Below are 25,711 nucleotides of genomic sequence, written 5' to 3'. Positions count from 1 at the left end.
CGGTTCTGCCTCAGCCCGTCGCCTGATCATATTGCGAGCTTGCTGTCAGCCATTCTTCCTCGGCGCGCTGCAGGGCGCTCTGGGCGCCGGCCCGCGCCTTGCCGAGCTGGGCTGCCTGCTTCGGATCGCGCTTGAACAGATCCGGCAGCGCCAGCGCGGTATCGATCTTGGCAATGATGCCGTTGATGCGCGCTATCTCGGCCTCGGCGTCCGAGATCTTCTGCTTCAGCGGGATGCGCTTCTCGGGCTTGTTGCGCGCGGGCTTGTCGCGGCCGTCGCCGCGATCATTGTCGCCGCGGTCGCGCGAATTCGAGCGCATGCCGCGCGCCGACAGCACCAAGCGCCGGTAATCGTCGAGATCGCCGTCATAGGTCGTGACCGCCTGATCGGCGACCACCCACAATTGATCGGCGCAGGCCTCGATCAGATAGCGATCATGGGAGACCATGATGACGGCGCCGGGAAATTCGTTGATCGCTTCGGCAAGCGCCGCGCGGCTGTCGATGTCCAGATGGTTGGTCGGCTCGTCGAGAATGATCATGTTGGGACCGAAGAAGGTCGCCAGTCCCAGCAGCAACCGTGCCTTCTCGCCGCCCGAGAGGCTCTTGACCAGGGTATCGCCGGCCTTGCCGGAGAACCCGATCGCGCCGGTGCGTCCGCGTACCTTGGTCTCGGTGGCGTCCGGCATCAGTTTACGGACGTGATCGTAGGCCGAGCCGTCGAGATTGAGCTCGTCGACCTGATGCTGCGCGAAATAGCCGACCGACAGCTTTTCGGCGCGGGTGACGTGACCGGAGAACGGCGCCAGCTTGTTGGCGAGCAGCTTGACCAGCGTCGACTTGCCGTTGCCGTTGGAGCCGAGCAGGGCGATGCGGTCGTCGGTGTCGATGCGCAGGGTAACGCGATTGAGCACTGGCTTCTTCGGGTCATAGCCGACCGAGACGTTGTCGACCGCGATGATCGGCGGCGACAGCATGCGCTCGGGCACCGGGAAGGAGATTTCGCGGACGTCCTGCGTCACCAGCGCGGTGACCGGCTTCATCCGTTCCAGCATCTTGACGCGCGACTGCGCCTGGCGGGCTTTCGAGGCCTTGGCCTTGAAGCGATCGACGAAGGCCTGCAGGCGCTTGCGTTCGTCCATCTGCCGCTTGGCGTGCTTGGCGTCGAGCATCTCGCGGGTGGCGCGCTGCTCCTCGAACGAGGAATAGGTGCCCTTGTAGAGCGTCAGCTTGGTGCGATCGAGGTGAAGGATCTGGTCGACCGAGGTGTCGAGCAGGTCGCGGTCATGGCTGATGACGATCACCGTGCGCGGATAGTTCGCCAGATGGTCCTCAAGCCACAGCGTGCCTTCGAGATCGAGGTAGTTGGTGGGCTCGTCCAGCAGCAATAGATCGGGCGCCGAAAACAGCGTTGCCGCCAGTGCGACGCGCATACGCCAGCCGCCGGAAAACTCCGAGCAGGACCTCGCCTGATCGGCGGTGGAAAATCCAAGGCCGCTCAGGATCGCGGCGGCGCGCGCCGGCGCCGAATGCGCGTCGATATCGACGAGCCGGGTCTGGATATCGGCGATGCGCGACGGATCGTGCGCGGTCTCGGCTTCGGCCAGCAGCGAATCACGTTCCAGGTCGGCCTTCAGCACGACGGAAATCAGGCTCTCCGGGCCGTCGGGCGCTTCCTGGGCGAGACTGCCGATGCGCCAGCGGGGAGGGATCGAGATGGAACCGGTTTCGGTCGGCAACTCGCCGCGAATCGCATGGAACAGCGTCGATTTGCCGACGCCATTGCGGCCGACAAAGCCCACGCGCGAGCCCGGCACGATCTGCACCGAGCTGGTATCGATCAAAAGCCGTCCGGCAATCCGGACCGAAATATCGGTGATTGAAAGCATCCGGGCTTTTCACCGGAGCCGTCCCAAAACGCAACCCGTTAATTGTGCGAAATGTCCGCGGCGCAGCGGCTGATGCCGCAATAGGGCCTAGTTCGGACGCATTCGGCGACCGCGGGCGTCCTGTTTTCGCAGTTCATCCACCAGATGTGCCAGGTCGGAGGGCAGTTCGGATTCCAGCGGGCGAAGGTGCTGCTGCAGCCGTTCGCCCACGGCATGGCAGATCGATCGGCTGGTCTTGCGATCGATCTGTTCGCTGGTGTCGGTGTGGCTGTTCATGACGGCATCCCGCTTGGTATTCGGTGGTGATGTTGCAGAGACAAGTCACCGGGATGGAAATGGTTTCTGCCCGGGGTGGATTGCATGCCTGCTCGCTGGAATGGCTTGAAACCGCCGCCGACGCCGTTCGAGGCAACGCTCATGGCGGCCCGGCCGGTGTGAACGAAATCGGCCCGATCCGGGCTCAATTGCAGCGACCGGTCGCTTGCCGTTCCCTGACGGCGCCGATATAAGCGCCGCAACTCCCACCAGCGGTTTTCAAGGACGATATTATGGCGATTGAACGTACCTTTTCGATTCTCAAGCCCGACGCGACCGCGCGCAACCTGACGGGCGCGATCAACGCGCTGATCGAAAAGGCCGGACTGCGGATCGTTGCCCAGAAGCGCATTCGCATGACCCGGGAGCAGGCCGAAACCTTTTACAGTGTCCACAAGGCGCGGCCGTTTTTCGGCGAGCTGGTTGACTTCATGACGTCCGGTCCGGTCGTGGTCCAGGTGCTCGAGGGCGAGGGCGCTGTGCTGAAGCATCGCGAGGTCATGGGTGCGACCGATCCTTCCAAGGCCGCCGACGGAACCATCCGCAAGCTGCACGCGAAGTCGATCGGCGAAAACTCGGTGCATGGTTCCGATGCCGCCGAGACCGCGGCGATCGAAATCGCCCAGTTCTTCTCGGGCAACGAAATCGTCGGTTGATCGACAAAGAAAGCGGCAAGCCATAGCCGGTTGAGACGGCCTGACGCCGGGGGAATATGCTGTGAGCTGGGCAATGCATATCTTCGATCCCGCGGCGTTCTCGACCTTCTTCACCTAGTTTCACGCCGAGATGCAGCAGCCGGCCTTTTGGGCCGCGCTCGGCAAGATCATGTGGATCAACATCCTTTTGAGGTGATGGCGACCGATCCCGCCGTCGTCCCGTATCTGAAGGCGGTATTCAACGGTCCGGTCGGCATGACGCTCGACTCATTCCTCGCGCCGCTCAGGGTGTTCCCGCAGTTCGCCAATGACGGTCATGGCGGCGAGGTGGTGTTCGGGATCATCGGCATCGTCACCGTCCTGGTGGCGGGATCGATGTGGCGGAAGCGCAAGCTGCAAGGCGACGCGCATTCCGCGACGGCGGTTTAACGGCCCGGGCACAACACGGCCCGGACCAAAATCTCGAAAACAACCCCATGTACAGTAGGCGCACCCCGGCTCGCGCTGCGCCGCTCGGGGAATAAAATTGGCGTATTATCAAGGTTCTAGCCTGATAAATCCGCTCTAGCGCCGCACGATCGATCCGGCGCGGCCGACCAGCCGCGCCAGCTGCTTGAACCGGCTGCCGACGCGATCGGCGACCAGGTCCACCATCCTGTGCTCGAACACCAGCATCAGCTTGCGGCCCTGGCTGCGGAAATGGGTCAGCGGCAGCACGCCGGGCCGCGCCGCCGATATCAGATGGGCGACGCGAAACGCCGCGCCGAGCAGCCGTGCCCGCTCGACCATGGCCGGCGGCACCAGCTGCTGAATGATCGTGGGCGGTTCATTCTGTTCGCTCAGGCCGGCGTAGCGGTAAAATACCGAGAGTGCGACGAAGGCCCGGCCCTGATGGCTGATGGAGCCGAAATTGCCGTTGGTAATGAGATTGAGCGTCTGCTCGCCGCGATAGTCGGGATGCACCCGCCATCCAATGTCCGACAGCAGGCAGGCGGTATGGCGCAGCCGCCGATCCTCTTCGGTTTCCTTGAGCCTGACGACGCGGACCAGCCGATCGGTCCACCCGATCAGTTCCTCGGCGTGCCGGGTCGATCGCGACAGCAATTCGTTCAGCGTCTGCGCGGCACAGATCAGGCCATCCTTCGAACGCTCGGTTTGCGGCAGCTTCGCGTAAAGCAGGCCTTCGCGCACGCCGAAGGTCGAGAACACGATGGTCTTGGGTTTGGCGACGCGAATGATGTATTCGAGCACGAGGGCCGCATAGGCCAGCAGTGGCCGGCGGGCGTCGGCGACGGCTTCGATGTCGGCCAGCATGTCGGCCGCCGCCAGCCGGCGCAGGCGCTGCGCGAAATCGAGCGCAGCCGCCGCCGGGATCGAATAGCCGTGCATCACCCGCAACGGATAGCCGCTCTGGATGATGTGGATGCGGGCCAGCGCCCGCCATGTTCCGCCGACCGCATAGAAGGTGCGGCCGCTGCCGGCCTTGAGCTGTGCCACGCCGGCAAGATCCGTCTTGACGATGCGCTCGGCGCGCTTCAGCGATTTCTGCGACACGTCCTGCAGCGCCAGACTTCCGAGCGGGAGCGTCACGCCGCTGCGAACCCGGTTGCCGTGCACGTCGATCAGTTCCAGCGAACCGCCGCCGAGATCGCCGACGATGCCATCGGGCTTGTGGATGCCGGAAACCACGCCCAGCGCCGACAAATGCGCCTCGCGCGGACCCGACAGGCTCTCGATCGGACAGCCGCAGATGCGTTCGGCCTTGGCGATGAAGTCGGGGCCGTTGCTGGCGTCGCGGCAGGCGGCGGTTGCGATCGCATGGACGCGGCCGACCTTCATCACCCGGCACAGCGCACGAAACCGCCGCAGCGCGGTCAGCGCCTTGGCGACGGCATCCGGCGCCAAAAGGCCGCTGGTCTGGACCTCGCGGCCGAGGCCGCACAGCGCCTTCTCGTTGAAGATGGTGATCAGGCTGCGCGCCATCTTTTCATAGACGACGAGCCGCACCGAATTCGAGCCGATGTCGATGACCGCGACGCTGGAGGCGCCCTTGCGCGGCCGCTTCACGATGTCGCCCTCCTAGGGCGACTGGTGACGCTCGGAACGGCGCGTGAGGCGGCGCGGCGAAGATTCCTTGAGAGACTTTCCACGGCCTGACAGACTCGGATTCGTCATGAAGTAATCGTGCAGATTGAAGGGCTCCTCGCCCTTCGCGGCCTTCATACGCGTTGACGATCCATCCGGCAACAACTGCCAGCTCTGCTCGGTATCCTTCAGGTTTGCCACCATGATCTGTTCGAGAACCTGCTGATGCACCGTAGGATTTTGCAGTGGACAGAGGATCTCGACTCGCCGGTCGAGGTTGCGTGGCATCATGTCGGCGGAGGAGATATACACAGCAGCTTTTGCGCTGGGCAGGCCCTGTCCCATCCCGAAGCAGTAGATTCGGCCATGTTCGAGAAAACGGCCGATGATGGATTTGACGCGGATATTCTCCGAAAGTCCTGGTACGCCGGGCCGAAGGCAGCAAATGCCGCGTACCACCAGTTCGATCGGCACGCCGGCCTGCGACGCCTCATAAAGCGCGTCGATGATATCGGGATCAACCAGCGAGTTCATCTTGAGCCAGATTCCCGCCGGCTTGCCGTTACGGGAAAACTGGGTCTCGCCGCGAATATGTTCGAGCATCCGCTCGCGCAGTGTCAGCGGCGATACCGCCATCTTTTCGATATCGATCGGTTCCGCATAGCCGGTGATGTAGTTGAACACACGCGCGGCGTCGCGCCCGATGATCGGATCCGAGGTGAAGTAGGAGAGGTCGGTATAAATGCGCGCGGTGACCGGATGATAGTTGCCGGTGCCGGTGTGGACATAGGTGGTGAGGCTGCCGCCCTCGCGGCGCACCACCAGCGACAGCTTGGCGTGGGTCTTCAACTCGATGAATCCATAGACCACCTGCACGCCGGCGCGCTCGAGATCGCGGGCCCAGCGGATATTGGCTTCCTCGTCGAATCGCGCCTTCAGTTCCACCAGCGCGGTCACGGTTTTTCCGGCCTCCGCGGCCTCCACCAGCGCCCGCACGATCGGCGAGTTGTGCGAGGTGCGATAGAGCGTCTGCTTGATGGCGACGACATCGGGGTCGCGGGCCGCCTGTTGCAGGAACTGGACGACGACGTCGAAGGATTCGTAAGGGTGATGAACGATCAGATCCTTCTGCCTGATCGCCGCAAAAATATCGCCGCCATGATCGCGCACGCGTTCGGGATGGCGCGGGACGTAAGGCGCGAATTCGAGATCCGGCCGGTCGAGCCGCGTCAGCTGCGACAGCTCGTTCATCGCCAGCACGCCGTCGACCAGCAATACCTCGTCGTCGGTGGTCGACAGCGCGCGCTGCACGAAGGCGCGCAGCTCTTCCGGCATATTGGCTTCGATCTCCAGCCGGATCACCGATCCCCGCCGCCGGCGCTTCAGCGCGGTCTCGAACAGGCGAACCAGATCTTCCGCCTCTTCCTCGATTTCGAGTTCGGAGTCCCGGATGATGCGAAAGGCGCCCTGGCCCTTGACGGTGTAGCCGGGAAACAGCCGGCCGATGAACAGGCCGGTGGCTTGCTCCAGCGTGATCAGCCGTACCGAGGCATCCTTGCCTGCGGGCATCCGGATGAAGCGATCGATCTTGCCGGGCATGCGGATCAGCGCATTCATCGGCCTGCCGTCGGAGACCCGCGCCAACTGCAGCGCAACGGTAAATCCGAGACTCGGGATGAACGGGAAGGGATGCGCCGGATCGATCGCGAGCGGCGTCAGCAGCGGGAAAATGTTGTGGAGGAAATGATCCTCGATCCAGGCCCGCTCGGACTTGCTGACGTCGCGGCCGTCGACCAGGACGATGCCGACCTCGGCCAGGATGCCCCGCAGGTCGCGCCAGATCGCCTGCTGGTCGCCGGTCAGCCGGGACACCGTCTCGTTGATCTGGACGAGTTGCTCGGACGGGGTCAGGCCGTCGGGACTGCGCTCGGCAATGCCCTCGCGCACCTGGGCCTTGATGCCGGCGACGCGGACCATAAAGAATTCATCAAGGTTATTGGCTGAAATCGACAGGAATCGCACCCGCTCCAGCGCGGGATGGCCGGGATTGACCGATTCCTCCAAGACCCGGCGGTTGAAGTTCAGCCAGGAAAGCTCGCGATTGATGAAGCGTTCGGGACTGGAAGCCACTGCCGGGCCGGCTTCGGATTCCGCCTCTTTCTCTTTGATTACAACAGCTTGTGCGGATTCCATCAAGGTTCGGTCCAATCCTGCGCGATGCTTGCGCCGTTTCCGGCAAATGCGCAGCAGAGCATGTGTTATCGCGATGACGTTTCAATGACATTGATGTTCCCGGTCGTCGCGCGGTCAAGATGGCGCAGCGACGAAAGGTACCGGCTTGAAGCAAGCCTGCTTGAGGGTCAGGCGTTGCGGAGCAATTCCGCCGCCAGCGCCCGGGTCACCGGGCGGCCGAGCCTCAGGGCTTCGGTGTCCAGCAGTTCGACGGTCTGGCGCACGGCGGCATAGGACCGCTCGATCCGGGTGGCGAGATAGCTCACCACGGTCTCGTCGATCGTGAGCTGCCGGTCGGCGCAGGATTTGACGATCAAGGCGCGAAACAGCTGATCGTCGGGCGGCAGCAGCGTTACCGCCGGCACCGCGCGCAGACGCGAGCGCAGATCGCGCAAGTCGACTTCAAACGCCGATGGCGACTCCCGCGCGGTGATCAGGACGAACGCCTCGTCCTCGCGCGCCAGGTTCATCAGGTGGAACAGGGCCCGTTCGTCGAAATCCCCCGATCTGAGATCTTCGACCACCAGCGCGCCGGTCGCCAGCGCACCCGGCACGGCGGCCGCGGTCAGCGCATGCGCCGATATCGAGCGTGCGCCGGCTTGCTCGGCCCAGATCGCGGCAAGGTGGCTCTTGCCGCAGCCTTCCGGGCCGACCAGCAGCATCACGCGGTTGGGCCATTCGGGCCAAGCGTCGATCAGCCCCAGGCCCGCTTCATTGGCCGGACCTTCGAGAAAATTGTCGCGGGTCAGGCTCTCTGCATGCGGCAGCGCGAATGCAAGCTGGCGGGGTTGAACGCGGACGACCACGCAAATCTCTCTAGGTTGTTTCGACGGTACTCATGTGCCGCACCCACTCCATGAGATAGAGCGATACGGAAACCAGCGTGAAGACCGTGACGAAACCCATCAGGATCAGATCGTAGGGCGTCGGATTGAAGCCGAAGCCCAGCGAGGCAAGCACCAGTGACGCGAACGCCACCTGCGCCACCGTATTGAGCTTCGACACCATCAACGGTTTCATCGGGATCGGCTTGCCGACCAACCATGACACAATCACGGCGGCGACGATCATGATGTCGCGCGAAACCACGAGGATGACGATCCAGCCGGGTACGGCGCCCCAGGTTCCGAGCGCGATGTAGATCGAGACCAGCAGGGCCTTGTCGGCGAGGGGGTCGAGCAAGGCGCCCAGCTCGCTCGCCATATTGAAGCGCTTGGCCAGGAAACCATCGACCGCGTCGCTGACGCCGGCAACGATGAAGAGCGCAAAGGCGATCGCCATCTGGTTCGACGCGATCGCCCAGACGATGACCGGCACCAGGAGGATGCGGCCCAGCGTAATGATGTTCGGAATACTCAACTCGGTCGCTTCCCGGCTACCGGCCTGATTTCGCAAATGATCCAGCCCTTGGCAGCCCAGACCGGTTCCTGTCTACATAGTACATGCTGACGCCGCATGCGAGCCATTGCACGAGGACGGAATCCGACGTAACCAGCCGCCTTCATCTGGATTAGGGCATGATCGACCGCAAAAACGGGCTCACTTACGCGGATTCCGGCGTCGACATCGATGCGGGCAATCGTCTGGTCGATCTGATCAAGCCGATGGTCCGCGCCACCGCGAGAGCGGGCGCCGATGCCGAAATCGGCGGCTTCGGTGGATTGTTCGACCTCAAGGCCGCGGGCTTCAAGGACCCGGTGCTGGTGGCGGCCACCGACGGCGTCGGCACCAAGGTCAAGATCGCCATCGAGACCGGCCTGCATGGCGGCATCGGCATCGACCTGGTGGCGATGTCGGTCAATGACCTCGTGGTGCAGGGCGCCGAACCGCTGTTCTTTCTCGATTATTTCGCCTGCGGCAAGCTCGACCCCGAGGCCACCGCGATGATCGTGGCCGGCATCGCCGAGGGTTGCCGGGAGTCCGGCTGCGCCCTGATCGGCGGCGAGACCGCGGAAATGCCGGGGCTCTACAAGGATGGCGATTACGATCTGGCCGGTTTCGCGGTCGGGGCCGCCGAACGCGGCACGCTGCTGCCGCGGGGCGATATCGCTGTTGGAGACGCCGTGATCGGGCTCGCCTCGTCGGGGGTGCATTCCAACGGCTTTTCCCTGGTCCGCAAGATCGTCGAGGTGTCGGGCCTCGGCTTCGAGGCGCAGGCGCCGTTTTCGCCGGTCATGACCTTGGGCGGCGCGCTGCTGACACCGACCCGGCTCTATGTCCGCTCCTGCCTGCGCGCGATCCGTGAGACCGGCGCGGTCAAGGGCCTTGCCCACATCACCGGCGGCGGTTTTACCGACAATATTCCGAGGGTGCTGCCGAAACATCTCGGCGTCGGCATCGATCTGGCGCGTCTGCCGGTGCTGCCGGTGTTCAAATGGCTGGCGCAGCAGGGCGGCATCGCCGAACTCGAATTGTTGCGCACCTTCAACTGCGGCATCGGCATGATCGCGATCGTCAGGCCTGATGCCATTGAGGAAGTCACCGCCATTCTCACCGAAGCCGGCGAGAGCGTGGCGTTGCTCGGCGAGGTGATCCCGGCCGAGGGCGAACATCGCGTGGTCTATAATGGTCATCTCGATCTCTCATGGTAAAATCCTGCATGGTGAGGCCATGAAGCGCCGGGTCGCCATCCTGATTTCCGGACGCGGCTCGAACATGGCCGCGCTGATCGAGGCGGCAGGCGCCAGTGATTTTCCGGCCGAGATTGTGGTCGTGATTTCAAACCGCGCCGATGCCGGCGGGCTGGAGCGGGCCAGGGCCAGCGGCATTGCGACGGTCACGATCGAAAGCAAGCCGTTCGGCAAGGACCGCGCAGCGTTCGAGGCGGTGCTGCAGACGACGCTGGACCAGCACCGGGTCGAACTGATTTGCCTCGGCGGATTCATGCGGCTGCTGACGGCCGAGTTCGTGCAGCACTGGTATGGCCGGATGCTCAACATTCATCCCTCACTGCTGCCGTCGTTTCCGGGGCTCGATCCGCAAGGCCAGGCGCTGCGCGCCGGCGTAAAGATTTCCGGCGCCACCGTGCATTTCGTCATTCCCGAAACCGATGCGGGCCCGATCGTGATGCAGGGCGCGGTTGCGGTCGCCGATGACGACACGGCGGAGACGCTGGCGGATCGGATTCTCGGGGTAGAACACCGCATCTATCCCGATGCGCTGCGGCTGCTCGCCGCCGGCCAGGCACGTCTCGAAGGCGAGATCTGCAAGACCGAAGGCAATATCGGCGTCGGCGCTGTATTGATATCGCCCGCCGCAACCTGAAATTTTACGCCGACGGTCCGCACGGAGAAATCAAAATGGCAAAGATTGCGATAGTCGGCTGTGGCGCGATGGGATCGGTGTATGCCGCGCTGATGGTCGATGCCGGCCACGAGGTGCACGCGGTCACGCTGTGGCCCGACCACGCCGAGGCGATGGTCAGCAACGGCCTGCGCTGCGAGGGAGCCAGCGGCGACCGCACGGTGCCGATTCATGCTTCGACCACCACGGACGGCATCGGGCCGTGCGATCTCGTCATCATCGCCACCAAGGCCTTCGACGTAGAGGCGGCGGCGCGATCCTGCCTTCCGCTGCTGGGGCCGGAGACGATCGTCCAGACCATCCAGAACGGTCTGGGATCGCCTGAGATCGCCGGTCCCATCCTCGGCGCCGATCGCATCGCCGTCGGCGTGGTCGGCGGATTTGGGGCGTCGATACGGGCACCCGGCCATGCCCACCACAATGGCATGGAGATGATCCGGTTCGGCGCCTTCCAGGGCCTGCCGAAACAGCTGCTGCAGGCGTCGGCCAAGATCTGGCAATCGGCAGGCTTCAAGGTCGCGCTGTTCGACGACATCAAGCAGATGGTCTGGGAAAAGCTGATCATGAACGTCGCCTTTTCCGGGACCTCCTGCGTCACCGGGCTGACGATCGGGCAGATCCTCGACGATGCCGATGCCTGGAGCGTGGCGCGCGGCTGCGCCGCGGAAGCGGTCGCGGTGGCGAAGGCCTCCAACGTCCGGCTCGATGTCGGCGATCCGATCGAGCACGTCCGAAAACTCGGCGGCAAGATTCCCGACGCGCGACCGTCGATGCTGCTGGATTACAATGCCGGCCGCCGCTGCGAGGTCGATGCCATCAATGGCGCGATCCCGCGGCTCGGCAAGCCGCTCGGGATCGCCACGCCGGTCAATGACACGGTGGTCGGCCTGATCAGGGCGCGCGAGCGCCGGATGCTGGCAGGTTGAAATTTTCCAACGACAAATAAAATCCCCCGGCGCGAGCAGGGGGGCCATCATGATCGCTTGCGCAGATCGTCACGAAGGCTACGAGACCTTGAGGTTTTCCGCGGAGCTCTTGCCGCGATTTTCCACGAGGTCATATTCGACAACCTGATTTTCGTTGAGGGTTGAGAGCCCGGCGCGCTCGACCGCCGAGATATGGACGAACACGTCCTTATCGCCGCCGTTCGGCTTGATGAACCCATAACCCTTGGTCGGGTTGAACCACTTGACGGTGCCTTTCTGCATCGCCTGTCTCCTGGTCTAGACATAAAAAAGACGCGGCCACGCTTTTTGCGTGCCACGCCACAAGCGGGCTTCCGGAAGTCTGCTTAATTTCCGAGTCTTGAACTTCATCGTCGCGAAACGCACAGTCGAACGGCCTGGATCCGATTGTGCTGGATATTGCAACATGAAATTGTTGCGTTAGCAAGCCTCTGACCCGGCTCCGGAAATCGAGTGGGCCGACGGGATTGCCTGCAATCAGCTGTGGCAGCCGAACAACAACGCCCGGCAATTGGCTGGCGCGGAGCAGCCTGACCGATTGACGCTCCCGGTGAACTCAGCGCAAATCGGCTTGGGCCAATGGGGATTTTGGGATTTTTCTCGAGCTGCGCTCTTTTTCTGGATTGGATTTCATGCGCTGCCCATCGCCCTGGCAATTGAATGAGACGCGGGCCGGCCGCAACAATGCGCGGCTCCCACTTTTGCGTGTGCTGGCGATGGCCTTGCTGCTTGCCGTTGCAGCCGCGCCCGAAGCGCAGGCCCAGTCACCCAGTCCAACGCCGACCCCGACGCCTTCGCCGACCCCAAGTCCTACGCCAAGTCCGACCCCGACCAATTCCAGTTTCTCGGCAGGCTCGACCGTGACCAACCTTGGCAGCAATTTTCTCGAACGCCTGGGCAATCAGGCGGCGTCCGGCTTAGACAAGGCGATGCGAAGCAACCCCGGCGGCGGCGGCGCCTCCGGGAGCACGGAGGCGCCCCGGTTTCGCAGCTGGGCAGAGGGTTATGGACTTCACGCGACGACCGGTCCGCTGGGTTACTTCGTCGGCGATCGCCGCCGCACTTTTGGCGGCGTCGCGGGGGTAGGAGCGCGCATCGCGCCCGGCGTCAATGTCGGTGTCTCCGTCGATCAAAGCCACACCGCCATCGACATTCCCCTGGCGCTGCAATCGGCAACGCTCGACCTTACCCAGTTCGGGTTCAACGCGTCGGTCGACAAGGGGCCGTGGACCTGGGCGGTCGCGCTGGTTCAGGGCTTCGGCAAGGTCAATTCCACCCGCGATACCGGATTCGGCTTAGCAACCGCCGGCTACAACGCCCGCCTCGGCGGCGCGCTGACCGAACTCAGCTATTACTGGAGTCTCGACCAGAACCGCATCGTGCCGAAGGTCGCGTTCGAATATGTCCGCGCCTCGACCGGATCGCTGCAGGAAATCGGCGGTCTCGATCCGGTGATGGCGTCCGGCGCCACCGCGGAGCGCGCGCGGTTTCTGATCGGGGCGGAAGTCGGGCGCTACTGGATTTTCGATCGGAAGATTTTCGACGTCTCGGCCTACGGCAAGCTGGTCGACAATGTCGCGCAGAATTTCGGCGCGGTCACGGTCAGCCTCGGCGCCCAGAACATCATCGTGCAGGGGATCGGCGAAAGCCGCTATGGCGCCGACGCCGGCGCGTCCGCTTCGCTCAGCCTGAGCAACACCGCGCGCCTCTATCTCAACTACGACGCCAAGTACCGCGCCGCGATGCAGTCGCACCAGGGCACATTCGGCCTCGAGCTCAAATGGTAGATTTCGCTGGCGGGGCGCTCGCGCCCAATCAGGCCGGCCCCGCGGCTACATATCCCTGAAGCCCGAAATTCCCGCGTGCCGTCGCCATCAGCGGCACGAGGTCGTTCGGATGGATGAACTCGTCCTTGAAACAGGGATAGGTCTTTGGGTCGAATATCTTCTTCAGCCAGTCGATGACGATCTTGTGGCGGTCGGAGTTGCGAAACTCCTTGTGGTAGGTGAGCCAGAGATCGGCGTGGTGGCGGACGTCGAGATCGACGGGGACGAGGTTCGCTCCCAATGCGACGGACGATGTCGGCAGGAAACCCATTCCCGCACCGCGCTCCACTGCATAGAGAACGCCGATGCTCGAATTGGTCTTGATGCCGACGATGCCTTCCAGCGACGTCAGTCCCAGCACCCTCGCATAGGCGGTATCGTCGATCTGCGGCGCATGCTGGATCACCAGCCGGTGGTTCCTGATTTCGGCAAGCGTAGGGATGCCGTGCAGCTTGCGGTAACCTTCCGAAACGAAGCCATAGATGTGAAGCCGGCCGAGTTTGGTGACGATCAGGTCGGGATTGGTCGGCCGCTCGAACTGGATGGCGATGTCGGCCTCCAGCCGGGCGACGTCTGCCTGCTCCATCGCGCAGCGCAGGTCGACGGTGATCTTGCGATAGGTTCTCTGGAAGTCGATCAGCCGGGGAAGGATCCAGAAATTGCCGGGGCCTTCGGTGACGGCGACGCGGACCGTGCCGGCGGTATCGTCGGTCTGCGCCGCGCGCCGGAAGATATTGAAGGCGTGACGTTCCATTTCCATCACGTCGCCGATCATGGCCGCGCCCTCCGGGCTCAGCGTCAGGCCGCTCTGGTCGCGCAGGAATAATTTGCAGCCGATGGACTCTTCGAGCCGGTCGATCCGGCGCATCAGCGTGGTGCTGGTGAGGCCAAGTCCTTCTGCCGCATTGCGAAAGCTCTTGTATCTCGCGCACGCCAGAAACGATCGCAGGTCATCCCAGGACGCATCCAGAACTTCATCATGGCGGTGCTGCGTGATCGCAGCACCCCGGTGCAATAGTTGCTGCATACCCGAAATCCCTGCCCGGTATGGTGCTCACCCAGAGGCAGGAGCGACGATAGATGCGCGACCCGGTTATGGAAAGGGCCACTTTGGCCGCAAAACGCGATTTCGATCTGCTGCCCAGGAGCACGGAGATCGTCGTGCAGCCGGCGCGGCGCTCCGATCTCGGTGCGCTCTCCGACATGGCGAACCGGCTGGTTCCCGGAGTTCAGATTACGGAACCGGACCTTGAGAGATATTACAGCTTCGATCCCGGCAGCATTCTGACATTTTGCCGAAAAGACAAACTGCTGGGAGCGGTGGCGTTTCTCTATCTCAACGACCGCGGCCACGATGCGCTCATTCTCGACGACATGAATTTGACGCATCCGGACATTGGACTGCTCGCCGGTTCCTCCGAGCCGGTGTCGGCGATTTATGTGTGGGCGATCGCCGGGCTGGGCAGGGCGATGGCGGGACTGGGCAACGTGTCGATGCATCTGTCCCAGCCGCGGCTGGCGCCGGCCGATCTCTACGCGCAGCCCTCCAGCGCCGACGGGCGCAATCTGATGATCGCGATCGGCTTCGAACCGATCCCGAGCTACCAGCACGAACTCTGGCGCTACCAGCGTCCCTGGAACCGTGTTCCGTTGAACGCGCCAACAGCCCAACCGGCGAGGAGCTTTGCAGATGCACGGCACTAACATTCCAGCTTCCATCAAGACGCCATCGCGCTCGATCACGGTTCGCATCGCGCGCGACCCCAACGACCTGATGCTGGTGACCGCGATCCGGTCGGCGGTCTACCTCGCCGAGCAGGACTGCCCGATCGAGGAGGAATTCGACGGCAACGATCTGGTGGCGGCGCACTTCCTCGGATTTGTCGGCACCGAGCCCGCCGGCTGCCTGCGGGTGCGGTTCTTCGGCGAGTTCGCCAAGGTCGAGCGCCTGGCCGTGCGCCACCAGTTCCGGCGCTCGCGCGTGTCCTTCAAGCTGGTGCAGGCCAGCGTCGACTACGTCAAACGCAAGGGGTTCAAGAAGATCTACGGTCAGGCGCAGGACCGGCTGGTGGATTTCTGGGCGCATTTCGGCGCCAAGCCGCTCGGCCACAACCGCAAGATCACCTTCTCGGATTTTTCATACACTGAAATGGTGCTCGATATCGAGCCCGGCGCCGACGCCATCACGCTCGACAGCGATCCCTATGTCATCATCCGGCCGGAGGGCGACTGGGACAGGCCCGGCGTGCTCGACGCGTCAGCCGGGCGTGCCGTGACCTCGCCGCTGCGCACGGTGTGAGGATGAGCAATCCGAAACTGGCGGTGTCGATCCACGACGATCCGCCGATCCTGGTTTGCGCCGATCTGCAGACCGAGTATCTCACCGAGGGCCGCCGTCACGTCATCGCCGACGCCGAGGCGATTACGGCGCGCTGCCGCGAATTGATGACGCTGTGGCGCGGCAACCTGTGGCCGATCATCCACCTGAAACGAATTGCCCAGGCCGCGTGGTTCAATCCGGCATCGAACCTGACGGACTGGATCGCCGAGCTGAAGCCGAGGCCCGGCGAGCTGGCGTTCGAGCATCCGCTGCCGTCGGCCTACAGTTCCGCGCGATTCGCCGAATACATGGCGAACATGAAGAACATGCGCTGCGTGCTGTCGGGATTCTCGCTCGACGAAACCATTCTGTCGACCGTGGTCGACGGGTTTCACCGCAGCCACCGCTATCAGGTGGTCAGCGACGCCGTCGCCTGCCGGCGCGCGGGGATCGGCGACGCGGCTTCCTACAAGCTGGCGGTCGTCAATGTGATCGGAAATTTCGCGGGGATCGTCGAGAGCGCAGCGCTGATCGAAGCCAATACCGCAGTTTCGGTGTGATCGGAGAGACCCGGGAAGGGCTGTGGCTAGGCCCGATCGACCCTGATGACGCGCCCTTTTTCGATCGCCAGCGCCAGCCGGCCCTGCTTCAACGCCAGCGCCGCCTCGCCGAACAATTCGCGGCGCCAGCCATGCAGTGCGCCGACGTCGGCATTATCGTCGGCCGCGATCTGCTCCAGGTCGTCGACGGTGGCGATGACCTTGCTGGCGACGGCGTGACGCTCCGAGGTCATGCGCAGCAGGACCTTCAACAGCTCGACGATCGCCCCGCCGTTTGAATTGCCGCGCGGCTTGTCGAGCTTCGGCAACGAGGCCGGATCGCGCGCCAGCCCGCGCTGTACGGCGGCCACGATGTCGGCGCCCCATTTCGAGCGATCAAAACCCTTCGGCAGCGAGCGCAGATTGGCCAGGCGTTCGAGGGTGGTCGGCGCGTGGGTGGCGATGTCGCCGACCGCATCGTCCTTCAGCACGCGGCTGCGCGGCACGTCGCGGCTTTGCGCCTCCTGTTCGCGCCAGGCCGCGACTTCCATCAGCACCGCCAGCTCCTTCGGCTTGCGGACCCGGGTCTTGAGCCGCTCCCAGGCGCGTTCGGGGTGGAAGTCGTAGGTTTTCGGCGAGGTCAGGACCTCCATTTCCTCGCTCACCCATTCGCTGCGGCCGCGCTTCTTGAGATCGACGTCGAGGGCCGCGAATACGTCGCGCAAATGGGTGACGTCGGAGACCGCGTAATGCATCTGCTCGGCGCTGAGCGGCCGGCGCGACCAGTCGGTGAAGCGGTGGGTCTTGTCCGGGCGGTGGCCAGCGATGCGCTCGACCAGCTGGTCATAGGCAATGGAATCGCCGTAGCCGAGCACCATGGCCGCCACCTGGGTGTCGAAGATCGGGTGCGGAATGGTGCCGGATTGGTGCCAGACGATTTCGATGTCCTGCCGTGCGGCGTGGAAGACTTTCAGGACCTTCTCGTCGCCCATCAGCTCGAAGAACGGCTTGAGGTCGATGCCCTGGGCCAGCGTATCGATCACGACCGCTTCCTCGGCGCTCGCCATCTGCACCACGCAGAGCAGGGGGTAGTAGGTGGTCTCCCGCAGAAACTCGGTATCGACGGTAATGACAGGATGTTTCGCGAGCCGGCCGCATACCGCGGCCAAGTCGGAGGTGGTGGTAATCAGATCCATGAACGGTCCATAACGCTTTTGAGACGCGTTCGGCCGAAAGCGCTGATATGTCAAGGGTCTTGCGGCGAATTCAGCCCTTGCATTCTGGCCCGGCAGGGATTTTTCGGCCGGGACTCAGCGCCGCCGGGATCGCCCGTCGGCGGCCCGGTTCACGCAACGGTCCGAATGCACCTGTCAGTAGTCGCGGACGTGGCGCGAGCGCCGTCGCTGCGACGGGGTGGCCAACACGATGATGCAGAGTGCCAGCATCGCCAATCCCATGAACTCAAATACCAATACGTCGAACACGATAGTTCCCCCAGCCAAGCCGTTAGACTTGTCGGGAACCCATTGACCGTTTGTTAATTCCTGAGGCCGGGGAACCGGAGCCTGATGCGATGTTTAACGGAAAGTTAGCGCCTTACGTCCCGCAAAACGTCTGCAGCACGCACTGGTGCGGCTCGGGGGGATCGGCGTAATCGGCAAAATCAGGCTGGTCCTGATACGGCTTTGCCAGCACCGCCAGCAGTTCCTCGAACGGCGTGAAATCGTCGCGGTTCACGGCGGCTTCGATCACGGCTTCTACCCTGTGGTTTCTCGGGATGAAGGCGGGATTGACTGTGCGCATCGCGGCCTGCCGCTCGGCGGGGGTCTGCGGCTCCTCGATAATCCGCTGCCGCCAGCGCTTGGCCCATTCGTCATGGGCGGATGGATCGGCGAACAATTGCCGGACTTCGGTATCGCCGTCGGGATCGAGTGCGGCGTCGCTGAGGCGCCGGAAGGTCAGAGTAAAGTCGGCATGGTTCTTCGCCATCGTGTCCAGCAGGTCCTGCACCAGCGCCTCGTCGCCGTCGCGCGCGGTGAACAGGCCGATCTTCCGGCGCAGGCCGGTCTGATAGGCCGACGTGAACCGCTCCGCGAACTCGCCGAGGATGGTCTGGGCTTCCTCGATGGCCTTGTCCTTGTCGTCCGACAACAGCGGCAGCAGGCATTCCGCCAGCCGCGTCAGGTTCCAGAGCGCGATCCGCGGCTGGTTGGCATAGGCGTAGCGGCCTTGTTCGTCGATCGAGCTGAACACTTTTGCGGGGTCGTAGTGATCCATGAAGGCGCAGGGGCCGTAGTCGATGGTCTCGCCCGCAACCGAGGAATTGTCGGTGTTCATGACGCCATGGATGAATCCGACCAGCAGCCAGCGCGCCACCAGATCGGCCTGCCGCGCGATCACGGCTTCGAGCAGCGCGCGGTAGGGCCGCTCGGCATCGGCGGCGTGCGGGTAATGCCTGGCGATGACGTGATCGGCCAGCCGTCGCACGCCTTCGGTGTCGCTGCGCGCCGCGAAATACTGGAAGGTGCCGACGCGAATGTGGCTGGAGGCGACACGGGTCAGCACGGCGCCCGGCAACGGCGTCTCGCGCATGACGTTTTCGCCCGTGATGACGGCGGCGAGCGAGCGCGTGGTGGGTATGCCGAGTGCGGCCATCGCCTCGCTGACGATGTATTCGCGCAGCACGGGACCGAGCGCCGCACGGCCATCGCCGCGGCGCGAAAACGGTGTCGGGCCGGACCCCTTGAGCTGGATGTCGCGACGCACGCCGTCGGCGTCGATGACTTCACCGAGCAAAATCGCGCGGCCGTCCCCGAGCTGCGGCACGAAATGGCCGAACTGGTGGCCGGCATAAGCCATCGCGATCGGGTCGGCCCCCTCGGGGACCCGTTTTCCCGCCAGGATCTCGGCCCCCTCGGGGCTGTCGAGCAGGTCGGGATCGAGGCCGAGCTGCACCGCCAGCGGCCGGTTCAGCTTGATCAGGCGCGGGGCGGCGACCGGGGTCGGCACCACCCGGGCAAAAAAGCTCGCCGGCAGCGCCGTATAGGTGTTCTGGAAGGGGAAATGGACCGTCATGGGCTAGAAGATAGGCGCGCTTGGGGAATAGACAATCGTCTTGCGCCATTGCCCGGAAATGACTCGGTTTTTTGCTCCATTTCCCGCTCCCGGCGCCGGGTTTGGCCGCCAAAATCGCCCCCGCATTCGGTTGCCGCGCCTGACCGCGTCGGGTAAACCCTGACCCTCCTCGGACGGGCTTTTGGCCTCGATTCGACCTCTCCACATCTGTTTTTGGAAATTCCATGCATCGCTACCGGTCACATACATGCGGCGCGCTCCGTGAGGGCGAAATCGACCAGACAGTTCGGCTGTCCGGCTGGTGCCATCGTATCCGCGACCATGGCGGCGTGCTGTTCATCGATCTGCGCGACCATTACGGCCTGACCCAATGCGTGGCAGACCCGGATTCGCCGGCTTTCAAGGATGCCGAAAAACTGCGCGCGGAGTGGGTGGTAAGGATCGACGGCAAGGTCCGCCGCCGGCCCGCCGGCACCGACAACCCGGATTTGCCGACCGGCATGGTCGAGCTTTACGTCAGCGAGATCGAGGTGCTGGGGCCGGCCGCCGAATTGCCGCTGCCGGTGTTCGGCGAGCAGGAATATCCTGAGGACATAAGGCTTAAGTACCGTTTCCTCGACCTTCGTCGCGAGAAACTGCACCAGAATATCATGACGCGCGGCGCGATCGTCGATTCCATGCGCAAGCGGATGAAGGAGCAGGGCTTCTTCGAATTCCAGACCCCGATCCTGACCGCGTCATCGCCGGAAGGGGCGCGGGACTTCCTGGTGCCGTCGAGGATTCATCCAGGCAAGTTCTATGCGCTGCCGCAGGCGCCGCAGCAGTACAAGCAGCTTTTGATGATGTCGGGCTTCGACCGCTACTTCCTGATCGCGCCGTGTTTCCGCGACGAGGACCCGCGCGCCGATCGCCTGCCGGGCGAGTTCTACCAGCTCGATCTCGAGATGAGCTTCGTCGAGCAGGACGATGTTTTTGCGGCGGTTGAGCCTGTCGTCACCGGCGTGTTCGAGGAGTTTGCCAAGGGCAAGCCTGTTACCAAGAAATGGCCGCGGATCCCGTTCGCGGAAGCCTTGCGCAAATACGGCAGCGACAAGCCCGACCTCCGCAACCCGATCATCATGCAGGAAGTCTCCGAGCACTTCCGCGGCTCCGGTTTCAAGGTGTTCGCGCGGATGCTGGAAGACCCGAAGAACCAGGTCTGGGCCATCCCCGGCAAGGGCGGCGGCTCCCGCGCGTTCTGCGACCGGATGAACTCCTGGGCGCAGGGCGAGGGCCAGCCCGGGCTCGGCTACATCATGTGGCGTGCTGGAGACGTCACGCTTGATCTGTCTAAACCTGATCAACAAAAAGATCGGGATGTCGTTGACCGACTGATCAAAGAGGGGAAAATCGGTGAGGCGAATAAATATCTGGGGGTGAATCCAACTCCATTGGGTGGCCAGCCAACAGTGGCGGGCGCAGGGCCGCTTGCCAATAACATCGGCCCCGAGCGGACAGCGGCGATTCGTGCCCAACTCGGCCTGAAGGAGGGCGATGCCGCCTTCTTCGTGGCCGGCGACCCCGAGAAATTCTGGAAGTTTTCGGGTCTGGCGCGAACCAGGCTCGGCGAGGAATTGAACCTGATCGACAAGGATCGGTTCGAACTCGCCTGGATCGTCGACTTCCCGATGTACGAGTACAACGAGGAAGACAAGAAGGTCGACTTCTCGCATAACCCGTTCTCGATGCCGCAGGGCGGCCTCGCGGCGTTGCAGACCCAGGACCCGCTGACCATCAAGGCGTTCCAGTACGACATCACCTGCAATGGTTACGAGATCGCTTCCGGCGGCATCCGCAATCATCGGCCCGAGGCGATGGTGAAGGCGTTCGAGATTGCCGGCTATGGCGAGAGCGACGTGGTCGAGCGGTTCGGCGGCATGTACCGCGCGTTCCAGTACGGTGCGCCGCCGCATGGCGGCATGGCGGCCGGCGTCGACCGCATCGTCATGCTACTCTGCGGCACCACCAATTTGCGCGAAATCTCGCTGTTCCCGATGAACCAGCGGGCCGAAGACCTGCTGATGGGCGCGCCCTCGGACGTCGCGCCCAAACAGTTGCGCGAGCTGCACATCCGGCTCAATCTGCCGGACAAGGGGTAGCGCAAAGTCTGGTCACCGAAATCTGAATTCGGGGCCAGGCAAGCCGCCGGGGGAAATGTATGTCGTCGCATTCTGAAGATCTGCAATCCGCGGCGCTGGCCTATCACCGGCTGCCGCGGCCGGGAAAGCTCGAAATCCAGGCGATCAAGCCGCTCGCCAACCAGCGCGACCTTGCACTGGCCTATTCGCCGGGTGTGGCGGCGGCCTGCATGGCCATCGCTGCCGATCCGGCGGAAGCAGCATCCCTGACCATCCGCGCCAATCTGGTCGCCGTTGTCTCCAACGGCACCGCGGTGCTCGGCCTCGGCAATATCGGCCCGCTGGCGTCGAAGCCCGTGATGGAAGGCAAGGCGGTGCTGTTCAAGAAATTCGCAGGGATCGACGTCTTCGATATCGAAATCGCCGCCGACACCGTCGAGCGCGTGGTCGAGACCGTGGCCGCCCTCGAGCCGACCTTCGGCGGCATCAATCTCGAGGACATCAAGGGACCGGAGTGCTTCGAGATCGAGGCGCAACTCAAGGCGCGCATGAAGATCCCGGTATTCCACGACGATCAGCATGGTACCGCCATCATCGTCGCCGCCGCGATCACCAATGCCTTGCTGCTCAACGGCAAGAAACTGGCCGACATCAAGATCGTCGCCTCCGGCGCCGGCGCGGCTGCGATCGCGTGCCTCAATCTGCTGGTCTCGATGGGCGCGCAGCGCAAGAATATCTGGGTATGCGATATCGACGGCGTGGTGCATGAAGGCCGCAACACGCTGATGGACCGCTGGAAGTCGGTCTATGCACAGAAAACCGACAAGCGCGTGCTGGCGGAAGTGATCGGCGGCGCCGACATTTTTCTGGGGCTTTCGGCGCCCAATGTGCTGACCTCCGACATGGTCAAGGCGATGGCGGACAGGCCGCTGGTGATGGCGCTGGCCAATCCAACCCCCGAAATCATGCCGGACGAGGCCCGCAAGGCACGCCCCGACGCCATGGTCTGCACGGGGCGCTCCGACTTTCCCAACCAGGTCAACAACGTCCTGTGCTTTCCCTTCATCTTCCGCGGCGCGCTCGACGTCGGCGCCACCGCCATCAACGAGGAGATGAAGAAGGCCGCGGTCGATGCCATCGCGCAACTGGCGCGCGATCCGCCGTCGGATGCGGTGGCGCCGGGTTTTGACAGCGGCGAAGCGCAGGGGTTCGGGCCCGGCTCGCTGATCCCGAGCCCGTTCGACCCGCGGCTGATCCTGCGCATTGCGCCGGCGGTGGCGAAGGCGGCGATGGCGTCGGGCGTGGCCTCGCGGCCGATTGCTGACTTCGACGACTACAGCGCGCAGCTCGAGCGCTTCGCGTTCCGTTCCGGTCTCGTCATGAAGCCGATGTTCGCCAAGGCCAAGACCCAGCCGGTCCGCGTGATCTACGCCGAAGGCGAGGACGAGCGCGTGCTGCACGCGACCCAGGTCGTGCTGGAGGAGAAGCTGGCGCGGCCGATCCTGGTCGGACGCCCGTCGGTGGTCGAGGCGCGGATCAAGCGGTTCGGCCTGTCGATCAGGGCCGGACAGGATTTCGACCTCGTCAATCCCGAGGACGATCCGCGTTACCGGTCCTATGTGCAGTCCTATATCGATGTCGCCGGCCGGCACGGCGTGACGCCGGATGCGGCGCGCACGGTGGTGCGCACCAACGCCACGGTCATCGCCGCACTGGCTGTCATGCGCGGCGAAGCCGACGCCATGATCTGCGGCGTCGAAGGCCGTTACATGAGCCATTTGCGCCATGTCCGCGAGATCGTCGGCTTCATGCCGGGGGTCAGCGACTTCGCGGCACTGGCGCTGATGATCACCAGCAAGGGCGCCTATTTCATCGCCGACACCCAGGTGAGGCCGAACCCGACCGCCGAGGAGCTTGCGGAGGTGGCGGCGCTGGCGGCGATCCATGTGCAGCGCTTCAACATCAAGCCCAAGGTCGCGTTCGTCTCGCATTCCGATTTCGGCAGCTACGATACCGACTCCTCGCGCAAGATGCGCCGCGCCACGGCGCTGCTGAAGCAGAACCATCCGGAAATCGAGGCCGACGGCGAGATGCAGGGCGACACCGCGCTATCCGAAGCCGCGCGAAAACTGATCCTGCCGCATTCCAAGCTGGAAGGTGTCGCCAATATCCTGATCATGCCGAACCTCGATACCGCCAACGTCGCCTATCAGATGATCAAGGTGCTTGCCGACGCGCTTCCGGTCGGGCCGATCCTGATCGGTCCGTCGCGCCCGGCGCACATTCTCACCCCCTCGGTGACCGCGCGCGGCATTCTCAACATGACCGCCGTCGCCGCCGTCGAAGCCCAGGAACGCGCCGGCCGACAGCAACCGAGCCTGTTCGGATAGATCAGGGCGAAAACGAACCGCCCCGTTTGCGGACAGCGGGGGGCGCGGAATTGATTTGAGCGTTTGAAAAGCCAGGGCTGAGCGCCCATAATCGTTCAGCCGGCGCGACTTCGGTATTTGCAGCATTCAACGAGGCCAATCATGCCAGCGTTTGTAACTTTCGGGCGAATCCTGTTCGCCGCGCTCTTTATTTATTCGGGAGCAGCCAAGCTTCTCGGCCTCCAGGCTACATCCGACGCTATCGCGGCCAAGGTGTTGGTGACGTTCCCGGCGCTGGTCACGCCCTATGTGACGCAGCTCGAAGGCATCACGGGGATGCCGATGCCGCAAATGCTAGCTATTGCCGTCGGGGCCTTCGAGGCGATCGCCGGATTGATGATCGCGCTCAATTTCGGCGCGCGGTTCTTTTCCATTCTGCTGATCTTCTTTGTGGGTGCCGCAACGTTCTATTTTCATGACTTCTGGAATCAGGCGTCGCCATCGGACGGCAAGATGCTGGTCGAGGCGCTGAAGAACGTGTCGATCATCGGCGCGCTGTTCATCATCGCCGGCTATGGCCGCCAGTCGCAAACGCCGGAACCGGCCTATGGCGATGTCTGAGCAACACGCCGCCACGGCGTGACGCTGACGCCGTAGTCGGCGTCGAGGATCCTGGCCTCGCCGGCGTTGAGGCCGTGTGCGGCCAGAACCTCCTGCGGCGAGCGCGCGGGTACGCCGGGAAAGCACGGCTGGCCGCCCGGAAGCTTCACCTGCGGCGCCAGCGACAGCCAGAACGTGTCGTAGCGGTCCATGAACATCTCGAACACATCAGGCCCCCCGATCACGGCGATGGTGCCTGCGCGCACGCCGGCGCGCTCGATCGCGGCATCGAACGAGGCTCCCGCGGGGTTCCACAAGGTGGCCCGGGGATTGGCGGGATCGGGCGCCAGCGCGCCGACTGATCGGGTCAGGATGATCCGCTTTCGCCCGGGCGAGTTGGGCTGATCCTCGTAGGAATTGCGGCCGTGCACAATCAGGTCGGCAGAATCGAGGGCGGCGGTGAAGAACCGCTTGTCGCCTTCGAACTTCAGCTCGACCGGCATCATCCCGCCGGCGTCCGCCAGCATGCCGTCGGCGGACACGATGACGTAGCCGTCGATGCGCAGGGCTGGCACGGGCGTTGTCGCTTGCGGCTGGCGCTATTCGGAAACCGTCTGCACCACGCTGTTCAACGGGCGGCTGCTGACGGTCGGAAGCTTCATGTCCTTGATGACGCTCTCGTCGAACTCCGCGATGGTCTGCACCGGCGCCTTGGCCCTCATATGCACGACCTTGTAGCCGCCGGCCTTCAATTTGCGCAGCAGGTCGGGCAGGGCTTCCCCGGTGTGCTTCTGGAAGTCGTGCATCAGGATGATGCCCTTGCCCAGCTTGTCCACCTTCCGCATCACATTGTCGACGATGGTCTGGGCCTTGCTCGCCTTGAAGTCGAAGGAGTCGAGGTCGGTGGAGAAAATCCCGATGTTGCGCTCGCCAAGATAGGTGACCATCTCGGGCGGATGCTGCAGTGCCGGGAAGCGGAAGAACGGCGCGGGCGAGGCGCCGAGCGCCCATTTCACCGCGCTGAAACCCTTTTCGATTTCTTCCTTGCGCTGGGCCTCGGTCAGCTTTTTGTTGTTGAGGTTGGCGTGCGACCAGGTGTGCGAGCCGACCGTGTGTCCGGCGGCGGCCACCTGCTTCAGGATCTCGGGATAATAGGACGCGTGTTTGCCGATCGGGAAGAAAACGGCCTTGGTGCATTCCTCGGCCAGGGTTTTCAGCACCGAGAGCGTATTGACGGGCCAGGGGCCGTCGTCGAATGTCATCACCACTTCCTTGTCGCGCAGGAAATCGAGCTGCTTGAAATGCTCGAAACCGAAACCGGGGCCGCCGGTGGTGTCGATTTCCACGGTGCGGGCGATGCCCAGCGCGTCGGGATTGGCGCAGGCGGCCTTGGCGGGCGCCGGGGCCGGCGCGGGCGCGGC

At 63.8% G+C, this 25,711-nt stretch carries 26 protein-coding genes; 12 read left to right on the top strand and 14 right to left on the bottom strand.

Annotated elements, in window-relative coordinates; all coding sequences use genetic code 11:
- Window positions 1–10 precede the first annotated feature (10 nt).
- Together Q8N40_RS03370 and Q8N40_RS03365 are read right to left on the bottom strand one after the other, a co-directional pair.
- Entirely contained in the window at window positions 11–1,888 is a 1,878-nt protein-coding gene (locus Q8N40_RS03370) for an ABC-F family ATP-binding cassette domain-containing protein (protein ID WP_305710798.1), read from the bottom strand.
- Between the two features lie 87 nt (window positions 1,889–1,975).
- Window positions 1,976–2,164, bottom strand: coding sequence for a hypothetical protein (locus Q8N40_RS03365; RefSeq protein WP_305710797.1), 189 nt, complete (start codon window positions 2,162–2,164; stop codon window positions 1,976–1,978).
- 272 nt (window positions 2,165–2,436) lie between these two features.
- Here Q8N40_RS03365 and ndk point away from each other — a divergent pair, with 272 nt between their 5' ends.
- Together ndk and Q8N40_RS03355 are read left to right on the top strand one after the other, a co-directional pair.
- Window positions 2,437–2,859 (top strand): nucleoside-diphosphate kinase, encoded by a 423-nt coding sequence (gene ndk / locus Q8N40_RS03360; protein ID WP_305319107.1) that lies wholly within the window; start codon window positions 2,437–2,439, stop codon window positions 2,857–2,859.
- 195 nt (window positions 2,860–3,054) lie between these two features.
- The gene (locus tag Q8N40_RS03355; RefSeq protein ID WP_305710796.1) at window positions 3,055–3,288 is read left to right on the top strand and encodes a hypothetical protein; all 234 of its coding nucleotides are present in this window, start codon (window positions 3,055–3,057) and stop codon (window positions 3,286–3,288) included.
- A gap of 135 nt (window positions 3,289–3,423) precedes the next feature.
- On the opposite strand, the gene ppx is transcribed toward Q8N40_RS03355, so the two are convergent.
- From ppx to Q8N40_RS03335, 4 genes are all read right to left on the bottom strand, one after another.
- Window positions 3,424–4,926, bottom strand: a complete 1,503-nt coding sequence (gene ppx / locus Q8N40_RS03350) for an exopolyphosphatase (RefSeq protein WP_305319109.1) — start codon at window positions 4,924–4,926, stop codon at window positions 3,424–3,426.
- A 12-nt stretch (window positions 4,927–4,938) separates the two neighbouring features.
- Window positions 4,939–7,137 (bottom strand): RNA degradosome polyphosphate kinase, encoded by a 2,199-nt coding sequence (locus tag Q8N40_RS03345; protein ID WP_305710795.1) that lies wholly within the window; start codon window positions 7,135–7,137, stop codon window positions 4,939–4,941.
- 167 nt (window positions 7,138–7,304) lie between these two features.
- On the bottom strand, window positions 7,305–7,982 hold the full coding sequence (locus Q8N40_RS03340; protein WP_305319111.1) for a DnaA ATPase domain-containing protein: 678 nt from the start codon (window positions 7,980–7,982) through the stop codon (window positions 7,305–7,307).
- 10 nt (window positions 7,983–7,992) lie between these two features.
- Window positions 7,993–8,535 (bottom strand): CDP-alcohol phosphatidyltransferase family protein, encoded by a 543-nt coding sequence (locus Q8N40_RS03335; protein WP_305319112.1) that lies wholly within the window; start codon window positions 8,533–8,535, stop codon window positions 7,993–7,995.
- 158 nt (window positions 8,536–8,693) lie between these two features.
- Here Q8N40_RS03335 and purM point away from each other — a divergent pair, with 158 nt between their 5' ends.
- The 3 genes from purM to Q8N40_RS03320 are packed head-to-tail and all read left to right on the top strand — an operon-like array spanning window position 8,694 to window position 11,405.
- Window positions 8,694–9,767 carry a phosphoribosylformylglycinamidine cyclo-ligase gene (gene purM, locus Q8N40_RS03330; RefSeq protein WP_305319113.1) on the top strand — a complete coding sequence of 358 codons (1,074 nt, stop codon included), beginning with the start codon at window positions 8,694–8,696 and terminating at the stop codon, window positions 9,765–9,767.
- Window positions 9,768–9,786: 19 nt separating this feature from the next.
- Entirely contained in the window at window positions 9,787–10,440 is a 654-nt protein-coding gene (gene purN, locus Q8N40_RS03325) for a phosphoribosylglycinamide formyltransferase (protein WP_305319114.1), read from the top strand.
- A 35-nt stretch (window positions 10,441–10,475) separates the two neighbouring features.
- A complete protein-coding gene (locus tag Q8N40_RS03320) occupies window positions 10,476–11,405 on the top strand; it encodes a ketopantoate reductase family protein (RefSeq protein WP_305710794.1) in 930 nt (309 codons plus the stop codon).
- A gap of 78 nt (window positions 11,406–11,483) precedes the next feature.
- Here the strand turns inward: Q8N40_RS03320 and Q8N40_RS03315 are convergent, their stop codons facing one another.
- Both Q8N40_RS03315 and Q8N40_RS26655 read right to left on the bottom strand, forming a co-directional pair.
- Window positions 11,484–11,687 carry a cold-shock protein gene (locus Q8N40_RS03315; protein ID WP_305319116.1) on the bottom strand — a complete coding sequence of 68 codons (204 nt, stop codon included), beginning with the start codon at window positions 11,685–11,687 and terminating at the stop codon, window positions 11,484–11,486.
- A 313-nt stretch (window positions 11,688–12,000) separates the two neighbouring features.
- The gene (locus Q8N40_RS26655; protein WP_371135600.1) at window positions 12,001–12,312 is read right to left on the bottom strand and encodes a hypothetical protein; all 312 of its coding nucleotides are present in this window, start codon (window positions 12,310–12,312) and stop codon (window positions 12,001–12,003) included.
- Here Q8N40_RS26655 and Q8N40_RS03310 point away from each other — a divergent pair.
- Entirely contained in the window at window positions 12,305–13,231 is a 927-nt protein-coding gene (locus tag Q8N40_RS03310) for an autotransporter outer membrane beta-barrel domain-containing protein (RefSeq protein ID WP_371135599.1), read from the top strand. The two genes, Q8N40_RS26655 and Q8N40_RS03310, sit on opposite strands and share 8 nt — an antisense overlap.
- Window positions 13,232–13,259: 28 nt before the next feature.
- On the opposite strand, the gene Q8N40_RS03305 is transcribed toward Q8N40_RS03310, so the two are convergent.
- A complete protein-coding gene (locus Q8N40_RS03305) occupies window positions 13,260–14,297 on the bottom strand; it encodes a LysR family transcriptional regulator (RefSeq protein WP_305319118.1) in 1,038 nt (345 codons plus the stop codon).
- 53 nt (window positions 14,298–14,350) lie between these two features.
- On the opposite strand from Q8N40_RS03305, the gene Q8N40_RS03300 reads away from it, so the two are divergent.
- Genes Q8N40_RS03300 through Q8N40_RS03290 form a run of 3 tightly spaced genes read left to right on the top strand, consistent with a single transcriptional unit; the run spans window position 14,351 to window position 16,150 of the window.
- Window positions 14,351–14,974, top strand: a complete 624-nt coding sequence (locus Q8N40_RS03300; RefSeq protein WP_305710792.1) for a hypothetical protein — start codon at window positions 14,351–14,353, stop codon at window positions 14,972–14,974.
- Entirely contained in the window at window positions 14,961–15,569 is a 609-nt protein-coding gene (locus Q8N40_RS03295; RefSeq protein WP_305319120.1) for a GNAT family N-acetyltransferase, read from the top strand. The genes Q8N40_RS03300 and Q8N40_RS03295 overlap by 14 nt, the downstream gene beginning before the upstream one ends.
- A gap of 17 nt (window positions 15,570–15,586) precedes the next feature.
- Window positions 15,587–16,150 carry an isochorismatase family protein gene (locus Q8N40_RS03290; protein ID WP_305319123.1) on the top strand — a complete coding sequence of 188 codons (564 nt, stop codon included), beginning with the start codon at window positions 15,587–15,589 and terminating at the stop codon, window positions 16,148–16,150.
- A gap of 26 nt (window positions 16,151–16,176) precedes the next feature.
- On the opposite strand, the gene rnd is transcribed toward Q8N40_RS03290, so the two are convergent.
- The 3 genes from rnd to Q8N40_RS03275 all read right to left on the bottom strand — a co-directional run bounded on the left by rnd (window position 16,177) and on the right by Q8N40_RS03275 (window position 19,204).
- Window positions 16,177–17,325, bottom strand: a complete 1,149-nt coding sequence (gene rnd, locus Q8N40_RS03285) for a ribonuclease D (protein ID WP_305319121.1) — start codon at window positions 17,323–17,325, stop codon at window positions 16,177–16,179.
- A gap of 174 nt (window positions 17,326–17,499) precedes the next feature.
- Window positions 17,500–17,631 carry a hypothetical protein gene (locus tag Q8N40_RS03280; RefSeq protein ID WP_305710791.1) on the bottom strand — a complete coding sequence of 44 codons (132 nt, stop codon included), beginning with the start codon at window positions 17,629–17,631 and terminating at the stop codon, window positions 17,500–17,502.
- A 94-nt stretch (window positions 17,632–17,725) separates the two neighbouring features.
- Window positions 17,726–19,204 (bottom strand): YdiU family protein, encoded by a 1,479-nt coding sequence (locus Q8N40_RS03275; RefSeq protein ID WP_305710790.1) that lies wholly within the window; start codon window positions 19,202–19,204, stop codon window positions 17,726–17,728.
- A 224-nt stretch (window positions 19,205–19,428) separates the two neighbouring features.
- On the opposite strand from Q8N40_RS03275, the gene aspS reads away from it, so the two are divergent.
- The 3 genes from aspS to Q8N40_RS03260 all read left to right on the top strand — a co-directional run bounded on the left by aspS (window position 19,429) and on the right by Q8N40_RS03260 (window position 24,311).
- Window positions 19,429–21,342, top strand: coding sequence for an aspartate--tRNA ligase (gene aspS / locus Q8N40_RS03270; protein WP_305710789.1), 1,914 nt, complete (start codon window positions 19,429–19,431; stop codon window positions 21,340–21,342).
- Window positions 21,343–21,401: 59 nt separating this feature from the next.
- Complete coding sequence (locus Q8N40_RS03265) at window positions 21,402–23,711, top strand: NADP-dependent malic enzyme (RefSeq protein WP_305320591.1); 2,310 nt, start codon at window positions 21,402–21,404, stop codon at window positions 23,709–23,711.
- A gap of 141 nt (window positions 23,712–23,852) precedes the next feature.
- Complete coding sequence (locus tag Q8N40_RS03260; protein ID WP_305320590.1) at window positions 23,853–24,311, top strand: DoxX family protein; 459 nt, start codon at window positions 23,853–23,855, stop codon at window positions 24,309–24,311.
- On the opposite strand, the gene Q8N40_RS03255 is transcribed toward Q8N40_RS03260, so the two are convergent.
- Both Q8N40_RS03255 and Q8N40_RS03250 read right to left on the bottom strand, forming a co-directional pair.
- Window positions 24,296–24,817: a dihydrofolate reductase family protein gene (locus Q8N40_RS03255; RefSeq protein ID WP_305320595.1), complete on the bottom strand. Its 522-nt coding sequence runs from the start codon at window positions 24,815–24,817 to the stop codon at window positions 24,296–24,298. The two genes, Q8N40_RS03260 and Q8N40_RS03255, sit on opposite strands and share 16 nt — an antisense overlap.
- A gap of 72 nt (window positions 24,818–24,889) precedes the next feature.
- The coding region (locus tag Q8N40_RS03250; protein WP_305710788.1) for a polysaccharide deacetylase family protein at window positions 24,890–25,711 on the bottom strand (822 nt) is incomplete at its 5' end.

Source organism: Bradyrhizobium sp. (assembly GCF_030693485.1).
In the GTDB taxonomy this organism is placed as follows: domain Bacteria; phylum Pseudomonadota; class Alphaproteobacteria; order Rhizobiales; family Xanthobacteraceae; genus Bradyrhizobium.
This window is presented reverse-complemented; position numbering and strand designations above follow the sequence as displayed.